The sequence below is a fragment of the Aeromicrobium sp. genome, assembly GCF_014378035.1.
Lineage (GTDB): Bacteria > Actinomycetota > Actinomycetes > Propionibacteriales > Nocardioidaceae > Aeromicrobium.
This window is the reverse complement of sequence record NZ_JACMOM010000084.1, coordinates 1-16,843: the sequence shown is the minus strand read 5'-3', so window position 1 is coordinate 16,843 and position 16,843 is coordinate 1. Positions and strand designations below refer to the sequence as shown.

Sequence of the window (16,843 nt, the reverse complement as noted above, 5' to 3'; positions counted from 1 at the left end):
TCTGATCGTGTGGAGCATAGGAGATTCGAACTCCTGACCTCTTCCATGCCATGGAAGCGCGCTACCAACTGCGCCAATGCCCCGCTGGTGTTGCTGTGATCGCCCGTGTACTGGGCCTCGTCAATGTTAGCCGTTGACCGCGACCATACGCGAACCGGGTCACACGTCGTCGGAGAGCACCGGCTCGGGCAGCGTGCCCGCGTTCCACTCGGTCAGCCGCCACCTGGCCGACGAGCCGTGACGGGCCTCTTCGAGCACCGACCAAGAACAGTTGCCAAGTCCGCCGAACGAGCTCCAGTGCGCCTCGGGGATGTCGAGAAAGGCGCAGATGCCCGTGCGCAGGACCGCCCCGTGGGCCACGACGACCAGGATGCCGTCAGACGGGAGGTCGGCGAGCAGGTCGCGCAGCGCCGCGGCGAACCGCTCGCCCGCTTCACGGTGTGTCTCACTGCCGGGAATCTGAGTCTCGTCGCCCTCGACCCAGGCCTGCATGCCGTCGGGAAAACGGGCCCACGCCTCGCTCCAGGTGAGCCCTTCGCGTCCACCGAAGTTGAGCTCTCGCACCCGCGGATCAAGCTCGACCCGGGTGCTGGTGGGCTCACCCAGGACACGGGCGGTCTCAGCAGCGCGGACGAGGTCAGAGCTGACGATCCGGTCGGGTCGCAGCGTGGCCAGACGTGCAGCGGCCTCACGTGCCTGCTCCAGACCCACCTCGTCCAGCGGTATGTCGCTCTGCCCCTGCACGCGGCCGGCGACGTTCCACGCCGTACGTCCGTGACGCCACAGCACGACCTGCCGACTCATGCGAGCGCGACGACCGGGCAGTCGCTCCACAGCCGTTCGAGGGCGTAGAAGACCCGCTCGTCCTGATGCTGCACATGGACGACGATGTCAGCGAAGTCGAGAAGGACCCAGCGGCCCTCGCGCTCGCCCTCGCGGCGCACGGCCTTCGCACCGAGCGAGATCATCCGCTCCTCGACGGCGTCCTGCACGGCCTTGACCTGCCGCTGCGTGGAGGCCGAGCACAGCAGGAAGACGTCGGTGATGGCGAGCTGCTCGGAGACGTCGAAGGCGATGATGTCCTTCGCCAGCTTGTCGTCGGCGGCGGCAGCGGCGGCCCGGGTGAGCTCGACGGCACGTTCGGTGGCACTCATGGTTGACTCGCGTCTGCTAGGTGTCGATGTGGTGCCGGTCGGTAGAGATCATGCTTGCCGATGTACTGCACGACCCCGTCGGGCACGAGGTACCAGACGGGCTCGTCGCGCTCGACCCGGTGCCGGCAGTCGGTCGAGGAGATCGCGAGCGCCGGGATCTCCACGAGGGAGATGCGGTCCTTCGGGAGGCCCTCCAGCGTCGAGTCGTCCATCTCGTGGCCGGGGCGCGTGACCCCGACGAAGTGGGCAAGGTTGAAGAGCTCGTCGTGATCGCGCCACGTCAGGATCGCCGCCATGGCATCGGCGCCGGTGATGAAGAAGAGGTCGTCGTCGGGGTGGGTGGCGGCCAGGTCGCGCAGCGTGTCGATCGTGTAGGTCGGTCCGCTGCGGTCGATGTCGACCCGGCTCACCTCGAACCGCGGATTGGCGGCCGTCGCGATGACTGTCATCAGGTAGCGGTGCTCGGCCGGTGAGACGTCCCGGTCGGCCTTCTGCCACGGCTCCCCCGTCGGCACGAAGATGACCTCGTCGAGGTCGAACCACGACTGCACCTCGCTCGCAGCCACGAGGTGTCCGTGGTGGATGGGGTCGAACGTGCCGCCCATGACGCCGACTCGTCGGCGCGAGTCGTCCTCGCGTCGGGGCCGTGGTGCGCTCATGTGGGTCAGGAGTGCTCGCGGCCCTTGCCGAACGACAACAGCGCCAGCATCAGGAGCACGAAGATCGAGAGCGCGATGACACCCACCACGTAGGGGTTGATGCCGATGTCGCGCAGGGGCTCTTCGGCAGCGGCGCTGAGGAACGAGTACATGGGGACAATATATCAGCGCACGTGACCGGTGCCGGTGACAACGTAGGTCGTCGTGGTCATCTCGGTCAGGCCCATCGGTCCGCGCGCATGCAGCTTCTGCGTGGAGATACCGATCTCGGCCCCGAAACCAAGCTCAGCACCGTCGGTGAATCGGGTCGACGCGTTGATCATGACGGCAGCCGAGTCGACGCCCGTGGTGAAACGCTGCGATGCCGCGAGCGACGATGTCACTATCGCCTCGGTGTGTCCTGATGAGTAGATGCGGATGTGCGCGATGGCGTCGTCGATGGAGTCGACCACCGCCGCCGAGATGTCGAGCGAGAGGTACTCCGTCGCGTGGTCGTCGTCGGTCGCCTCGACGACGTCGGGATGCGTCGCGCAGAAGGTGGCGTCACCGTGGATGGTCACACCGTGCTCGTGCAGGGCCGCGATGACTCGGGGCACGAACGCGTCCGCGACAGCCTTGTGCACCAGCAACGACTCGGCGGCGTTGCAGACACTCGGGCGGTGCGTCTTCGCGTTGAGCACGACTGCCAGCGCCATGTCGAGGTCAGCGTCGGCGTCGACGTACACGTGGCAGTTGCCGACGCCGGTCTCGATGACCGGGACGGTCGACTCCTGCACGACGGCGCGGATCAGGCCGGCGCCACCTCGGGGGATGACGAGATCGACCAGACCCCTGGCCTGCATGAGATGCGTGGCGGACGAGCGGTCGTCGGCTGAGATCTGCTGCACCGAATCGGCGGGCAGCGAGGTAGCCGAGAGAGCGTCCCTCATGACCGAGATGATCGCTGCATTCGAGTGCGCCGCCGATGATGACCCGCGAAGCAGCACGGCGCTGCCTGCCTTGAGGCAGATGGCCGCGGCGTCGGCCGTGACGTTGGGTCGCCCCTCGTAGATCATCCCGATGACACCCATCGGGACGCGGATCTGCTGCATGCGCAGCCCGTTGGGCAGGGTCGACCCGCGCACCACCTCACCCACGGGGTCGGGCAGTGCTGCGATGCCTCGCAGACCATCGGCGAACGCGCGGACCCGATGCGGGTCGAGCTGCAACCGGTCGATGAGGTTGTCGCCGGTGCCGGACTCGCGGGCAGCAGCGACGTCCAACACGTTGGCGGCAAGAATCGCGTCGATGTTGGCGACGAGGGCATCGCTCATGCCCAGGAGCGCAGCATCCTTCTGGGCACGGGTCGCTGAGGCGAGCACCCCGGCCGCGATGCGGGCACGTCGAGCGGCCGCATGGACCTCGCCCTTGATCGACTCGATCGTCATGTCCTTGCCATCGTCATGCCTCAAGCCTCGTCATGCTGCAACCCTAGGCGGTGCAACGGGACCGGCGAGCGGTTCACGGTGACCACCCGCTTCTCTCCGGCCTTTTCCGACGCGCGGACGGACAGGTCAGATCAGCATCAAGTCATCGCGGTGGACGACCTCGCGCTCGTACTCCGCGCCCAGCTCGGCCGCGAGATCGTGGGTCGAGCGACCCAGCAGGGTCGGCAGCTCGACACTGTCGTAGTTGACGATGCCCCTCGCGATCACGACCCCGTCGGGGCCGAGCAGGTCGACCGGGTCGCCGGCGGCGAAGGACCCGGTGACCCCGGTGATGCCCGCCGGAAGGAGCGAGGCCTTGCGCACCGTCAGAGCACGGACTGCTCCGGCGTCCAGGTGCACGCCGCCCTTGGTGTCGCTCGCGTGGGCGAGCCACAGGAGACGGGTGGGGCGGCGGCGGCCCGTGGGATGGAAGCGTGTGCCCACGACCTCACCCGCGAGCGCCGAGCCGGCCCGGTCGGCTGAGGTCAGGACGACAGGGATGCCCGCGCCCGTCGCGATGCGGGCGGCCTCGACCTTGGTGACCATGCCCCCGGTGCCGATGGCCGGGGCACTCGGGCGGACGATGTCGAGGGAGGCGAGGTCGTCCTCGCCGCGGATGTCGGTCACGAGGCGGGCGTCGGCCATCTTCGGGTCGCCGTCGTAGAGCCCGTCGACGTCGGACAGCAGCACCAGCAGGTCGGCGTGGACGAGGTGCGAGACCAGCGCTGCGAGCCTGTCGTTGTCGCCGAAGCGGATCTCGCTCGTCGCCACGGTGTCGTTCTCGTTGACGATCGGGACGACACCAAGCTCGAGCAAACGCGCAAAGGTCTGGTAGGCGTTGCGGTAGTGGCTGCGTCGCGTGACGTCATCGGCGGTCAGAAGCACCTGACCGACCACGAGGTGATGGGTCGAGAAGCGCTCGGCGTAGCGGGCGATGAGGGCGCCCTGCCCCACGCTCGCGGCGGCCTGCTGGGTGGCCAGGTCACGCGGACGCCCCGGCAGGCCGAGGGGCGCGAGCCCTGCGGCGATGGCTCCTGAGCTGACGAGCACGATCTCATCACCTCTGGCGCGGGCCGCAGCAAGTGCGTCGACGAGCGCGTCGACGCGGACAGCGTCAAGCCCGCCCGCCGCCGAGCTCAGCGACGACGATCCGACCTTGACGACGACACGCGTCATCAGCTCGGCTCCTCGGCGCCCGCGTCACCTGCCGACGGGTCGTCCTCGGGGAATGTCCAGTCGGGCTCACGTGGGTTGCCATCGGCACGCGCCTCGCGCGCCTCGGCCTCCTGGGCCCGCTTCTCGGCGAGGTCCTCACGTCGCTGCACGTTGGTGCGCCGATCAGACTGGTCGATGCGCAGGTCCTCGCCGCGGCGACCAAGCACCTCGGCCCCTGCCGAGATCTGCGGGTCGAAGTCGAACACCACGGCGTTCTCCTCATCACCGATGACGACGTCGTCGCCGGCCTCGGCTCCGAGCTTGAGCAGCTCGTCCTCGACGCCGAGACGGTTGAGCCGGTCGGCGAGAAAGCCGACAGCCTCGTCGTTGCTGAAGTCTGTCTGGCGCACCCACCGCTTGGGCTTCTCACCCCGGACGACCCACTGACCATTGGTGTGGGTGATCGTGAACTCGCGACCGACGCCAGCCTCGGCGGGCGGACGAAGAACGATGCGCGTGACCTCGGCCACCGGGGTGGCGGCCCGACGGGAGGCGACGATCTCGGCCATCGCGAACGACAGCTCGCGGAGCCCTGCGTGGCTGGCCGCCGAGACGTCGTAGACCTCAAGGCCGCGCGCCTCGAGGTCGGCGCGGACGAATCCGGCTATCTCGAGGGCATCCGGAACGTCGGTCTTGTTGAGGGCAACGATGCGGGGGCGGTCCTCGAGGCCGCCGTAGGCCGCGAGCTCTCGTTCGATGACGTCGAGGTCGGACAACGGGTCGCGCCCGGGGTCGACGGTGGCGCAGTCGATGACGTGGACGAGTGCGGCGCAACGCTCGATGTGGCGCAGGAAGTCGTGACCGAGGCCTCGACCCTCGCTGGCCCCTTCGATGAGACCAGGAACGTCGGCCACCGTGAACGTCGTGGAGCCGGCCGTCACCACCCCGAGGTTGGGGATCAGGGTCGTGAATGGGTAGTCGGCGATCTTGGGCCGGGCGCGTGACAGTGCCGCGATGAGGCTGGACTTGCCGGCGCTCGGGAACCCGACGAGGCCGATGTCGGCCACGACCTTGAGCTCGAGCGTGATGGTGCGCTCCTCGCCGGGCTCACCTTTCAGCGCGAAGCCGGGGGCCTTGCGCCTGGCCGAGGCCAACGCCGAGTTGCCGAGGCCGCCACGGCCACCCGGTGCGATCACGAGCTCGGTGCCGGGGCCTATGAGGTCGGCGAGCACCTCGCCCTGGGCGTCGCGGACCACGGTGCCGTCGGGAACTCTCAGCTCGAGGTCTTCACCGTGGCCGCCGCTGCGGTTGTTGCCGGCGCCGGGAGCGCCGTTGGTGCCCTTGCGGTGCGGCTCGTGGTGGAAGTCGATCAGGGTGGTGACATCGGCGGCGACCTTGAGGATGACGTCACCGCCGTGCCCACCGTTCCCGCCGTCGGGACCACCGAGTGGCTTGAACTTCTCGCGGTGGCCCGAGGACACACCGTCGCCGCCGGAGCCACCCGCGACGTGAAGCGTCACCTTGTCGACGAAGCTGGGGACAGCCACGGGCCGCTCCTATTCGATTGCTCGCCCCGGAGGGCGGTGTAAACGGACGTCGGGGCGGCCCGCAGTGCGGACCGCCCCAACGAAGAGAGTGTGAGGTCGGTTACTCGGCCAGGACGCCGGGGACGATGTTGACGACCTTGCGCCCACGACGTCTACCGAACTCCACCGCGCCGGCGGAGAGGGCAAAGAGTGTGTCGTCGCCGCCACGTCCGACGTTGACGCCGGGGTGGAAGTGCGTGCCACGCTGGCGAACGATGATCTCGCCGGCGTTGACCTGCTGGCCGCCGAAACGCTTGACGCCGAGACGCTGTGAATTGGAATCGCGGCCGTTCTTGGTAGAGGCTGCGCCCTTTTTGTGTGCCATGTGCCCAGTCCTCTAGTTCTTGATTCCGGTGATCTTCACCTGGGTGTACTTCTGACGGTGCCCCTGGCGCTTCTTGTAGCCGGTCTTGTTCTTGTACTTCTGGATCACGATCTTGGGGCCCTTCGCGAGCCCCAGCACCTCAGCGGTGACGGTGATCTTGGCGAGCGAGTCTGCATCAGCCGTCACGGTCTCACCGTCGACGAAAAGAAGCGCCGGCAGAGCCAACGTCTCGCCCTCGATCTGCGTGACCTTGTCGATCTGGATGACGTCGCCGATGGCTACCTTCTGCTGGTTGCCACCACTGCGCACGATTGCGTACACCACGGATTCCTCACTCATTTCCACCACTTGAGGCATGACCCGCACTGGAGCGGGACACGCGAGAACGGCGCGCAGGGCGCACCAAGGGATTAGTTTACGGAGCCTGACCCTCGCTGGTCAAAACGGGGGTGTCATCGCCGTCGCCGGAAGGCTTGCCGGACCCTGCTCCAGGGTCCGTCGACGTTGTCGGAGAGCTGTCCCCGGACTTCGGGGGGTCCACCTGCGCATCGGCCCCCGGAGCGCTCTCCACGGGCCTCTGCGAAGCGTCGGGCACCGGAGCGGGCGGCCCGGCCGGCTTCGAGGCGGACCCACGCTTGCGGGTGGCCTTCTTGGCCGGCGCGGGCGCCTTGACCTCGACCGGTATTGACTCGACCGGCTTGGGCTCGACCGGTACTGGCTCGACCGGCTTGGGCTCGACCGGTACTGGCTCGACCGGCTTGGGCTCGACCGGCTTGGGGTCGACCGGCTTGGTCTCGCTCACTGCACCAGCGTCGGGGACAGCAGCGGACTCCTCGTCCGAGCGAGCGCCACCGTCGGCGTTCTTGCCGGCTCCGGCATTCCGCTTGTTGCCGTTCCCATTGCCGGTGCCGTTGCCTCCGCGACCACCTCGGCCACCCCGACGCTGCTCGTCCTTCTTGGGCTCGACCGGAGCATCCTGGATGACGATGCCGCGCCCGTTGCAGTGGTCGCACTCGACGCTGAACGACTCGAGCAAACCTGTCCCGATGCGCTTGCGCGTCATCTGGATGAGTCCAAGTGATGTCACCTCGGCCACCTGATGCCTCGTGCGATCGCGGCCGAGGCACTCCACGAGACGTCGCAGGACAAGATCTCGGTTGCTCTCGAGCACCATGTCGATGAAGTCGACGACGATGATGCCGCCGATGTCGCGAAGGCGCAGCTGCCGGACGACCTCCTCGGCCGCCTCGAGGTTGTTCTTCGTGACGGTCTCCTCGAGGTTGCCCCCGGAGCCCGTGTACTTGCCGGTGTTGACGTCGACGACCGTCATGGCCTCGGTGCGGTCGATCACGAGCGAGCCGCCCGACGGCAGGAAGACCTTGCGGTCGAGAGCCTTGTGGATCTGCTCATCGAGGCGGTAGGACGTGAACGCATCGACCGCGTCGTCGTCCCAGCGGGTGACCCGCTCGGCGAGATCGGGTGCCACGTGGTCGACGTAACCCTTGATCATGTCCCATGAGTCGTCACCCTCGACGATGAGCTTGTTGAAGTCCTCGTTGAAGAGGTCGCGGACGACCTTGATCATGAGGTCGGGCTCGGAGTAGAGCAGGTCAGGCGACTTCCCGGCAGCGACCTTGCGCTCGATGTCCTCCCAGCGCGCGGTCAACGCGGTGACGTCGCGGGTCAGCTGGTCCTCGGTCGCGCCCTCGGCGGCAGTACGGACGATGACGCCGACCTCGTCGGGGAGGACCTCCTTGAGGAGTGCCTTCAGGCGGGCACGTTCGTTCTCGGGCAGCTTGCGGGAGATACCACTGGTCTGACCGCCCGGCACGAGCACCAGGAACCGACCCGGAAGGCTGACCTGGCTCGTGAGACGGGCACCCTTCTGCCCGATCGGGTCCTTGGAGACCTGCACGAGAATCGTCTGGCCCGGCTTCAGCGCGTCCTCGATCTTGCGCTGCTTGCCGTTGCCGAGCGTCGTCCAGTCGACCTCTCCGGCGTAGAGCACCGCGTTGCGACCCGCACCGATGTCGACGAAGGCAGCTTCCATGCTCGGCAGGACGTTCTGGACCTTGCCGAGGTAGACGTTGCCGATGATGGAGATCTGCGACTCGCGGGCCACGTAGTGCTCGACGAGGACGTTGTCCTCGAGCACCGCGATCTGCGTGTAGTCGTCGCGCTGTCGGACGACCATCTCGCGCTTGACCGACTCGCGGCGGGCCAGGAACTCGGCCTCCGACACGATCGGGGCACGCCTGCGTCCGGCCTCGCGGCCCTCGCGTCGCCGCTGTTTCTTGGCCTCAAGGCGGGTCGAGCCGGCGACCCCCGTGATCTCGTCCTCGGCGCTGCGTCCGCTACGGACCCGGACCACGGTGTTCTGGGGATCGTCGGGCGATGCGTCGGCCCCCTCGCCGGCACGGGCCCGGCGACGTCGCCGGCGGGTGTTGCCGTTCGCGTCGGTGTCGTCGTCACCGTCTGAGTCGTCGCCGGAACCATCGTCTCCGTCTCCGTCGACGTCGGCATCGCCCTCGCCCTTACGACGTCGGCGGCCACCCCGGCTGCGGCGGCGACGCTTGGGTGCGTCCGGATCGTCGTCGTCACCATCGTTGTCGTCGGAGTCGTCGCGACCGTCGTCGGACCGATCTTCCCGCTCGGGCTTTGGCCGAGCCGGAGCCATGCGCGACTCGGGAGCCTTGAACATCGCGGCCGTCGCAACGTTGGCCGGAGCAGCACTGACCGGAGCTGTATTGCCCGGAGCAGTACCGCCCTGGTCCGGCTCGTCGGCAGAGTCGGATCTTACGTCTGCGGAGTCGGGTGTCGCCTTCTTGGGAGACTTCTTGGCAGCCTTCTTCGCGGCGGTCTTCCGGGGAGCAGGCGAGGCCTCATCATCAGTCGCCACCGTCTCGTCGGTGGGCTTCGCTGCCGCCTTCTTAGCGGACCGGCGTGCCGGTGCGGCCTTGCCGGAGGCGGCGAGAGGCTCGACACCATCGGGCTTGTCGGCAGGCTTCGCCCGGGCCACTGCGGGCGCCGCGGCGGGGGACGAGAAGCTCACAGCGGCCGGAGGTCCGGCCGGACGACCCGCCGCTCGCCGTCGAGTCGGCTTGTCGTCGTTGGGTGCGTCCGTGGGTGTGTCGTTGTCGTCGAGCATCTGCTCTCCTTCGCCCCGGTGCCGATCTAGATCGGCCGGGACACGTCTGCGGCCCCTGCAAGCGGACCTGAAGCCTTCGGTCAACCCCAGCGCCACGCGCCGGGGCTTGACGGCGATCTGTGGTTTGTCACATCGACTCCCCGTCGTGCCGCCGCGGTCGGCACCCGGTCAGGATGCGTCGCGGTCGAAGGCAAGAGGATCGCCTACCGTGCCATTCTCCGGTTCCAGAGGGCCCTGGGCCAAGCGAGTCGCTATGGGCGTCTGCTCGAGCTCGAGGCCGCCGCTGGATCGGAGTCCGGCGAGAACGTCGTCCGGTCGCACGGACGGTGTTTCGTGCCGTACAACCATCGTCAGTATCGCACATGGACCTGAGTCGGTCGTAGCGGAACTCGCGGAAAGCCGCAGGACGGCAGCCCGGCAGTCGAGCGTACGGAGGCCGCGCTTCATCATCCGCTCGATCAGGACCTCGTCGCAGTCGAGGAACGCGCGCACCGCTGAATCCGCGTGTTCGAGGCCGACACCAGGCAGCCGAATCACCCACTCGCTCGCCTCCAGCCGGTCGGCCAGGGCACCCGGGCGGGCCACGACGCAGTCGACGACGTCGAGCCCGACAGGCAGGGCGGAGTCGAGCGCGTCGCGCACCTCGAGGGCGTCACAGGGCCGTGTCATGCCGATCTCGAGGTACTCCGCCTCGCTCGCAGCGCCGGTCGGCGACGCGTTGGCATACGAGATCTTGGGGTGCGGGGTGAAGCCCGACGAGTGCCCGATCGGAATGCCCGCACGGCGCACAGCCCGTTCGAACGCTCGCGCGAAGTCGCGGTGGCTGGTGAACCTGAGGCGACCCCGCTTGGTGTAGCGGATCCGCAGCTTCTGCACGATCGGCGGCTGCGGGTTGGGGGCTTCGGGGTTTGGGGTGCCCTCGAGGGTGGTCACCCGAGGAGACTATCCGGCGGGCTGGCCGCCCACGCGCGACGTCCTCCGGTCATCGAGGGCCGGTGCAAGGGCGACAATGGGACGTGACGTCTGAGCCCCCCGCCAACCCGACCAGCGGCGGGAGACTCCTCGTCGGTACCGCGATCGTCCTGCTGGCGCTCAACCTGCGCGCAGCAGTCGGAAGCCTCGGTGTCGTGCTCGAGTCGGTGCGTGACGACCTGGCGATGAGCGCCACCGTCGGCGGCGTGCTCACGACCCTCCCCGTCCTCTGCTTCGCGGTGTTCGGGGTCGGCTCAGGCGGCGCCGTGCGTAGGTTGGGCCTCCACCGCAGCGTCGCACTGCTGCTGATCATGATCGCGGCTGGTCTGGCACTGCGGTCACTCGTCCACGACGGCACCCTGTTCCTGTTCTGCAGCGTGCTCGCGCTGGCCGGCGCCGCCGTCGGCAACGTCATCCTTCCGCCACTGGTGAAGGTGCACTTCCCCGACCGCGTGGCGGCCATGAGCTCGCTCTACGGTGCTGCGTTGCTGGGTGGTGCTGCGATCTCCTCGGTCACCACGGTGCCGATCTCCGACACCCTCGGGGGGTGGCGTGCCGGTATCGGTGTGTGGGCCGTGCTGGCGGTCATCACCCTCGTCCCGTGGCTGATCCTGAGCCGTCGTGACGTGCACCGCGGCACCGGTGCCGTCGACCGGCTGTCCCTGCGCGACCTCGCCCACTCACGCCTCGCGTGGGCGATGCTGCTGCTGTTCGCGGCGCAGTCGGGCGGCGCCTATGCGCAGTTCGGCTGGTTTGCGGAGATCCTCACCGACGGCGGCGTCTCGCACCGCTACGCCGGCACGCTGCTCGGCGTCGTCAGTGGCGTGGGCATCCCACTCACGCTCGCGCTGCCATGGCTCATCTCGCGGGTCGGCGATCGGCCCTACCTCCCGTGGGCATTCGGGGCGGCCACCGCGGCCGGCTGGCTCGGGGTCCTGCTCGCGCCCTCCACGGCTTCGTGGCTGTGGGCCGTGCTGCTCGGCGCCGGCGGTGGTGCGTTCACCTGGACGCTCACGATGATCGCCAGACGCACCCGGACCGCGGCCGGTACGACTGCGCTGTCCGTCGCGGCCCAGGGCGTCGGCTACCTGCTGGCGGGCATCGGACCATTCGGCACCGGGGTGCTGCACGACCTGACCGGCTCCTGGACCGTCCCGATCATCGTGCTGATTGGCATCTCCGCCCTGATCCCGGTCTTCGGGACGGTCGTGAGTCGGTCACCCGACCTGGAGGACACGTTGCACGCACGCGCTGTCCGCTGAACGGCGCCGCGGATGCTCACGGATCGGTGCCTGGGTGAGATCAGCGCCCGTGCGAGCGAACCGCTGAGGCAAGCCTGCCCCGAGGGGTCAGACGACGGTGAGGGGGATCAGCGTCTTGCCGGTCGGGCCGATCTGGATCTCGGTGTCCATCTGCGGGCAGACGCCACAGTCGAAGCACGGAGTCCAGCGGCAGTCCTCCACCTCGAGTGCGCCGTCGGGGTTGAGCGAGTCCTGCCAGTCCTCCCACAGCCAGTCGCGATCGAGGCCGGCGTCGAGGTGGTCCCACGCGAGCACCTCGGCATAGTCGCGCTCGCGGACGGTGTACCAGTCGAGGTCGACAGGCTCGTCCGCCAGAACCTCGGCAGCCTGCGTGGCCCACCGGTCGTACGAGAAGTGCTCACTCCAGCCGTCGAACCGGCCACCGTCGCGCCACACGGCCTCGATGATCCGACCGACCCTGCGGTCTCCGCGCGAGAGAAGTCCTTCGATGATGCCCGGCTGCCCGTCGTGGTAGCGGAAGCCGATGGACTTGCCGTACTTCTTGTCGGCCCGCACAGCGTCACGGAGCTTCTTGAGCCGGTCGTCGGTGGTCTCGTGGTCGAGCTGTGCGGCCCACTGGAACGGCGTGTGCGGCTTGGGAACGAAGCCGCCGATCGACACCGTGCAGCGGATGTCGTGGCGGCCGGACACCTCGCGACCGGTCTGGATGACCCGCTTCGCGAGCTCGCCGATCTGCATGACGTCCTCGTCGGTCTCGGTGGGCAGGCCGCACATGAAGTAGAGCTTGACCTGCCGCCAGCCGTGCGAGTACGCGGCGGCCACGGTGCGGATGAGGTCGTCCTCGCTCACCATCTTGTTGATGACCTTGCGCAGCCGCTCGCTGCCGCCCTCGGGCGCGAAAGTCAGCCCGGAACGCCGACCGTTGCGGCTGAACTCGTTGGCGAGAGTGATGTTGAAGGCGTCGACGCGTGTCGAGGGCAGCGAGAGCGAGGTGTTGGTGCCCTCATAGCGGTCGCCCAGCTGCTTGGCGACCTCGCCGATCTCGCTGTGGTCGGCGCTGCTCAGGCTGAGGAGCCCGACCTCCTCGAAGCCGGTCTTGTCGAGACCGTTCTGCACCATCGCGCCGATGCCCTCGATGGACCGTTCGCGGACCGGGCGGGTGATCATGCCGGCCTGGCAGAAGCGGCAGCCGCGAGTGCAGCCACGGAAGATCTCGACGCTGAAGCGCTCGTGCACGGTCTCGGCCAGCGGGACGAGCGGGTTCTTGGGGTACGGCCACGCGTCGAGGTCCATCAGCGTGTGCTTTGCCACTCGCCACGGGACGCCGGGACGGTTGGGAGCGATGCGCTGGATGCGCCCGTCGGGGAGGTAGGTGACGTCGTAGAACTTGGGGACGTAGACGCCGCCGGACTTCGCGAGGCGCATGAGGACCTCATCACGCCCACCGGGTCTGCCCTCGTGCTTCCACTCCCTGATGACGGCGCTGATGGCGAGAACGATCTCCTCACCGTCACCCAGCACCGCAGCATCCAGGAAGTCGGCGATCGGCTCGGGGTTGAACGCCGAGTGCCCACCGGCCAGCACGATCGGGTCATCGTCGCCGCGGTCGACGGCGTGCATAGGGATGCCGGCGAGGTCGATCGCCGTGAGGAAGTTGGTGTAGCCGAGCTCGGTCGAGAACGACATGCCCAGCACATCGAAGGCCCGTACAGGTCGGTGTGCGTCGACCGTGAACTGGGGGATGCCGTTGTCGCGCATGACCTTCTCCATGTCGGAGAACACCGCGTAGGTGCGCTCGGCCAGGATCCAGTCGCGCTCGTTGAGCACCTCGTACAAAATCTGCACGCCCTGGTTGGGGAGGCCGACCTCGTAGGCGTCGGGGTACATCAGCGCCCAGCGCACCTCTGCGGAGTCCCACTCCTTGGTCGTGGCGTTGAGCTCACCGCCGACGTACTGGATGGGTTTGCCGACCGACGGCAGGAGAGGCTCCAGACGCGGAAACAGGGAGTCGACGGACATGACGTCAAGGGTAACGGCCTAGGCTCGGAGCGTGAGACGCCGATCGCGCCCCCAGCACTCGTTCTCCGTCCGGTATGTCCCGATTGCGGCGGACGGCGGCCTCGACCAAGTCCTCACGGTGGAGAACAACACCGAGACCTCGGTCCTGCCGACCCTCGGCTTCACGGCCCGCGACCACTGGGGCCGCGAGCTGCCGCACGTCGTGACCCAGACCGTCAACGGCTCCCACCTCGGCGGGCCGCTGCTGCCCGCGGGCGGCACGCTGCGCGACGTCCTGCGATTCGACGGACCCGGCTATCGGCAGGTGCGTGGGGTCGACGTCGAGCTCGTCGCCGTGGAGGAGATCGACCACCCGCCGCTCGAGGGCGACGTCACGGCGGTCATGATCGGCCTCGATCGGCTGGCGACGGACGATCCGGCGGACTTCTGGGGCATCGGTCTGGTCAACCCCAACCCGTTCGGCGTGTCGGTGCGGGTGTCGCTGATCGAGCTCGAGGAGCGCGAACGCGACCACCCCCGTCAGGCCACCGACGTCGTGACCCTGCAGGACGACGTCGACATGGCGTCGGTGTCGAATGAGGTGATCTGGCTGCCCGAGGAGATCCGCGGACAGTTCCACGACGTCGTCCACCACCTGCGGCCCATGACCTACACCTGACACCGGGCCGGCGCGGCGGCCGACAAGACCATCAGCGCCCGGGGAACCAGAGCGCGATCTCACGCGTCGCCGACTCCTCGGAGTCTGAGGCGTGCACGAGGTTCTCGCGGTTCGACAAGGAAAGGTCGCCGCGGATCGTGCCGGGCTCGGCCTTGCGGCCGTCGGTCGCGCCGTTGAGACCGCGCACCACTGAGATGGCCTCATCGCCCTCGAGGACGAGAGCGACCAGAGGGCCCGAGGTCGCGAACTCGCGGAGCGGCGGGTACCAGGGCTGCTCGACGTGCTCGACGTAGTGGGCGTCGGCTTGCGCGCCGTCGATGGTCCGCTGCTCCAGAGCGACGATGCTCAGCCCCTTGGACTCGAATCGGGACAGGATCGCGCCCACCAGTCCGCGTCGGACGGCGTCGGGCTTGATCAGGACGAGGGTGCGCTGGGTCATCCGGAGAACCTATCGCGCACCTCCGGCACCGACGTGGACGCCTCTACGGTCGCCTGCGTACGTTGGTCGCGATGGGCCTTTCCGGTGCCCGGAGGAGATGACATGGCGAGCTCGGGCGAGCAGTGGTGGCGCGATGCAGTGATCTACCAGATCTACCCTCGGTCGTGGGCCGACTCGAACGGTGACGGGATCGGTGACCTGCCCGGCATCACGGCACGGCTCCCCCACCTGGCTGAGCTGGGCGTCGACGCCCTCTGGCTCTCGCCCTTCTACACGTCACCGCAGCATGACGCCGGCTACGACGTCGCCGACTACCGCGCCGTCGACCCGATCTTCGGCGACCTCACCGCCTTCGACGAGCTGACGACCCGTGCGCACACGCTGGGGCTACGGGTCATCGTCGACGTCGTCCCCAACCACTCGTCGAACGAGCACCCATGGTTCAGGGCCGCCCTCGCCTCGGCGCCCGGGAGCCCCGAGCGCGCCCGCTACCTGTTCCGCGACGGTCGTGACAACGGAGAGCTGCCCCCCAACAACTGGCGCAGCCAGTTCGGGGGCCCGGCGTGGACCCGCGTCACGGAGCCCGACGGCACTCCGGGCCAGTGGTACCTCCACCTCTTCGACACGACTCAGCCCGACTTCGACTGGACCAATCAGGAGGTGCGCGACGAGTTCGAGGACGTCTTGCGATTCTGGCTCGACCGCGAGGTCGACGGATTCCGCATCGACGTCGCCCATGGCCTCGTCAAGGCCCCGGGACTTCCTCACGTCGACCTCGACCTCGACCCGTCCGTCGCCGCAACCGCACTGTCCCCGATGTGGGACCAGCCCGGTGTGCACGAGATCTACCGGAGCTGGCGCACGCTCGTCGATGAGTACGCCGTCGACGGTGACGACGCCGACCGCATCCTGTGCGCGGAGGCCTGGGTGCTTCCGTCGGACGCGCTGGCGCAGTACGTGCGGGAGGACGAGCTCCATCAGTCGTTCAACTTCGAGTACCTCATGACCCCGTGGCTCGCGGCCGACCAGCGCGCGACAGTCACCCGCTCGCTCGCACAGGCCGAGACGGTGGGTGCGCCGCAGACGTGGGTGCTGTCCAACCACGACGTCGTCCGTCACGCGACACGGCTCGGCTACCCCCAGGTGTCAGGACCCCAGCGCATCGAAGGCATCAGCGCTGATGACCCCCAACCCGACGCCATGCTCGGGTTGCGGCGTGCCCGTGCGGCAACGGCGGTCATGCTGGCACTGCCCGGATCCGCCTACCTGTTCCAGGGTGAGGAGCTCGGCCTCCCGGAGGCGACCCAGCTGCCCGACGACGTGCGCCAGGACCCGACATTCGCACGCACCGACGGCACGTCCAAGGGACGCGACGGCTGCCGTGTGCCGGTGCCGTGGGAGGGCGGCGTGCCGTCGTACGGATTCGGACCGGGCGACTCCGCCTGGCTCCCCCAGCCGGTCGAGTACGGCGTTCTCGCCGCCGACCGTCAGCGAGGTGTCGTCGGCTCGACCCTCGACCTGTACTCGACGCTGCTGAGCGTGCGCCGCCGGCTCCGGCTCGGTCGAGGAACCGTGACGTGGCTCGACGGGTACCCCGACGATGTCTTGGCATTCTCCGTGACGGCCACGAACGGATCGGTCACCGTCCTGGCCAACCTTGGGGACGTGCCTGTGCCTCTCCCCGCCGACGCCGTGGTCCTCGCATCGAGCCAGCCGAGGGAAACCGGGGCGGTGCTGGGCTCGGACGAGACGGTGTGGCTGCGCGCCTGACGGCGGCTCAGTTGCACTCGCTCAAGCATGCGGTTAGGTTCGTTGGGTCCTTGTGACCCGCGTCACTTTTCGTAGGTCGTTTCCGTTGGACCGGGTTGGGGAGCGCATGACCACACGTCCGATTCGCAGAGTCGCCGCTGGCATCGCCGCGGCGGCATTGACCATGAGCGTGCTCGCTGCCTGTGGCGGCGGCGGTGGCAAGCCGACGCTCAACTGGTACATCAACCCCG

General features: G+C 68.4%; 16 protein-coding genes and 1 tRNA gene. 3 read left to right on the top strand and 14 right to left on the bottom strand.

The genetic code is table 11. The features are described from left to right. Positions 1-10: 10 nt before the first annotated feature. The 12 genes from H7290_RS04505 to H7290_RS04450 all read right to left on the bottom strand — a co-directional run bounded on the left by H7290_RS04505 (position 11) and on the right by H7290_RS04450 (position 10,426). Positions 11-83 (bottom strand) — tRNA-Ala (locus tag H7290_RS04505). Between the two features lie 76 nt (positions 84-159). Beyond that, complete coding sequence (locus tag H7290_RS04500) at positions 160-804, bottom strand: histidine phosphatase family protein (RefSeq protein WP_290512822.1); 645 nt, start codon at positions 802-804, stop codon at positions 160-162. Continuing rightward, entirely contained in the window at positions 801-1,154 is a 354-nt protein-coding gene (gene rsfS, locus H7290_RS04495) for a ribosome silencing factor (protein ID WP_290512821.1), read from the bottom strand. The genes H7290_RS04500 and rsfS overlap by 4 nt, the downstream gene beginning before the upstream one ends. Further along, positions 1,151-1,813: a nicotinate-nucleotide adenylyltransferase gene (nadD, locus tag H7290_RS04490; RefSeq protein ID WP_290512820.1), complete on the bottom strand. Its 663-nt coding sequence runs from the start codon at positions 1,811-1,813 to the stop codon at positions 1,151-1,153. The genes rsfS and nadD overlap by 4 nt, the downstream gene beginning before the upstream one ends. Positions 1,814-1,818: 5 nt before the next feature. Continuing rightward, positions 1,819-1,965 (bottom strand): hypothetical protein, encoded by a 147-nt coding sequence (locus H7290_RS04485; RefSeq protein ID WP_290512819.1) that lies wholly within the window; start codon positions 1,963-1,965, stop codon positions 1,819-1,821. A 12-nt stretch (positions 1,966-1,977) separates the two neighbouring features. Beyond that, a complete protein-coding gene (locus tag H7290_RS04480; protein ID WP_290512824.1) occupies positions 1,978-3,240 on the bottom strand; it encodes a glutamate-5-semialdehyde dehydrogenase in 1,263 nt (420 codons plus the stop codon). Between the two features lie 126 nt (positions 3,241-3,366). Then, positions 3,367-4,455: a glutamate 5-kinase gene (proB, locus tag H7290_RS04475; RefSeq protein ID WP_290512818.1), complete on the bottom strand. Its 1,089-nt coding sequence runs from the start codon at positions 4,453-4,455 to the stop codon at positions 3,367-3,369. Continuing rightward, a complete protein-coding gene (gene obgE, locus H7290_RS04470) occupies positions 4,455-5,981 on the bottom strand; it encodes a GTPase ObgE (protein ID WP_290512817.1) in 1,527 nt (508 codons plus the stop codon). The genes proB and obgE overlap by 1 nt, the downstream gene beginning before the upstream one ends. Positions 5,982-6,081: 100 nt before the next feature. Next, positions 6,082-6,345 (bottom strand): 50S ribosomal protein L27, encoded by a 264-nt coding sequence (rpmA, locus tag H7290_RS04465; RefSeq protein ID WP_290512816.1) that lies wholly within the window; start codon positions 6,343-6,345, stop codon positions 6,082-6,084. 12 nt (positions 6,346-6,357) lie between these two features. Beyond that, complete coding sequence (gene rplU / locus H7290_RS04460) at positions 6,358-6,666, bottom strand: 50S ribosomal protein L21 (RefSeq protein WP_290512823.1); 309 nt, start codon at positions 6,664-6,666, stop codon at positions 6,358-6,360. Between the two features lie 94 nt (positions 6,667-6,760). After that, positions 6,761-9,493: an Rne/Rng family ribonuclease gene (locus H7290_RS04455; RefSeq protein ID WP_290512815.1), complete on the bottom strand. Its 2,733-nt coding sequence runs from the start codon at positions 9,491-9,493 to the stop codon at positions 6,761-6,763. A 168-nt stretch (positions 9,494-9,661) separates the two neighbouring features. Continuing rightward, positions 9,662-10,426 carry a TIGR03936 family radical SAM-associated protein gene (locus tag H7290_RS04450; RefSeq protein ID WP_290512814.1) on the bottom strand — a complete coding sequence of 255 codons (765 nt, stop codon included), beginning with the start codon at positions 10,424-10,426 and terminating at the stop codon, positions 9,662-9,664. A gap of 83 nt (positions 10,427-10,509) precedes the next feature. Here H7290_RS04450 and H7290_RS04445 point away from each other — a divergent pair, with 83 nt between their 5' ends. Then, on the top strand, positions 10,510-11,727 hold the full coding sequence (locus tag H7290_RS04445) for an MFS transporter (RefSeq protein ID WP_290512813.1): 1,218 nt from the start codon (positions 10,510-10,512) through the stop codon (positions 11,725-11,727). A gap of 87 nt (positions 11,728-11,814) precedes the next feature. Here H7290_RS04445 and H7290_RS04440 read toward each other — a convergent pair whose 3' ends face one another. Next, positions 11,815-13,746, bottom strand: a complete 1,932-nt coding sequence (locus tag H7290_RS04440; RefSeq protein ID WP_290512812.1) for a TIGR03960 family B12-binding radical SAM protein — start codon at positions 13,744-13,746, stop codon at positions 11,815-11,817. 31 nt (positions 13,747-13,777) lie between these two features. Between H7290_RS04440 and H7290_RS04435 the strand changes: the two genes are divergently transcribed. Continuing rightward, positions 13,778-14,404 carry a hypothetical protein gene (locus H7290_RS04435; protein ID WP_290512811.1) on the top strand — a complete coding sequence of 209 codons (627 nt, stop codon included), beginning with the start codon at positions 13,778-13,780 and terminating at the stop codon, positions 14,402-14,404. Between the two features lie 31 nt (positions 14,405-14,435). Here the strand turns inward: H7290_RS04435 and ndk are convergent, their stop codons facing one another. Further along, the gene (gene ndk, locus H7290_RS04430; RefSeq protein ID WP_290512810.1) at positions 14,436-14,843 is read right to left on the bottom strand and encodes a nucleoside-diphosphate kinase; all 408 of its coding nucleotides are present in this window, start codon (positions 14,841-14,843) and stop codon (positions 14,436-14,438) included. 102 nt (positions 14,844-14,945) lie between these two features. Here ndk and H7290_RS04425 point away from each other — a divergent pair, with 102 nt between their 5' ends. Then, the gene (locus H7290_RS04425) at positions 14,946-16,613 is read left to right on the top strand and encodes a glycoside hydrolase family 13 protein (RefSeq protein ID WP_290512809.1); all 1,668 of its coding nucleotides are present in this window, start codon (positions 14,946-14,948) and stop codon (positions 16,611-16,613) included. Positions 16,614-16,843 lie beyond the last annotated feature (230 nt).

What these genes read in the sequence shown, in the direction of transcription:
- H7290_RS04500 (WP_290512822.1), bottom strand. Translation starts at nt 804, where the DNA reads ATGAGTCGGCAGGTCGTGCTGTGGCGTCACGGACGTACGGCGTGGAAC.
- rsfS (WP_290512821.1), bottom strand. Translation starts at nt 1,154, where the DNA reads ATGAGTGCCACCGAACGTGCCGTCGAGCTCACCCGGGCCGCCGCTGCC.
- nadD (WP_290512820.1), bottom strand. Translation starts at nt 1,813, where the DNA reads ATGAGCGCACCACGGCCCCGACGCGAGGACGACTCGCGCCGACGAGTC.
- H7290_RS04485 (WP_290512819.1), bottom strand. Translation starts at nt 1,965, where the DNA reads ATGTACTCGTTCCTCAGCGCCGCTGCCGAAGAGCCCCTGCGCGACATC.
- H7290_RS04480 (WP_290512824.1), bottom strand. Translation starts at nt 3,240, where the DNA reads ATGACGATCGAGTCGATCAAGGGCGAGGTCCATGCGGCCGCTCGACGT.
- proB (WP_290512818.1), bottom strand. Translation starts at nt 4,455, where the DNA reads ATGACGCGTGTCGTCGTCAAGGTCGGATCGTCGTCGCTGAGCTCGGCG.
- rpmA (WP_290512816.1), bottom strand. Translation starts at nt 6,345, where the DNA reads ATGGCACACAAAAAGGGCGCAGCCTCTACCAAGAACGGCCGCGATTCC.
- H7290_RS04455 (WP_290512815.1), bottom strand. Translation starts at nt 9,493, where the DNA reads ATGCTCGACGACAACGACACACCCACGGACGCACCCAACGACGACAAG.
- H7290_RS04440 (WP_290512812.1), bottom strand. Translation starts at nt 13,746, where the DNA reads ATGTCCGTCGACTCCCTGTTTCCGCGTCTGGAGCCTCTCCTGCCGTCG.
- ndk (WP_290512810.1), bottom strand. Translation starts at nt 14,843, where the DNA reads ATGACCCAGCGCACCCTCGTCCTGATCAAGCCCGACGCCGTCCGACGC.
- H7290_RS04425 (WP_290512809.1), top strand. Translation starts at nt 14,946, where the DNA reads ATGGCGAGCTCGGGCGAGCAGTGGTGGCGCGATGCAGTGATCTACCAG.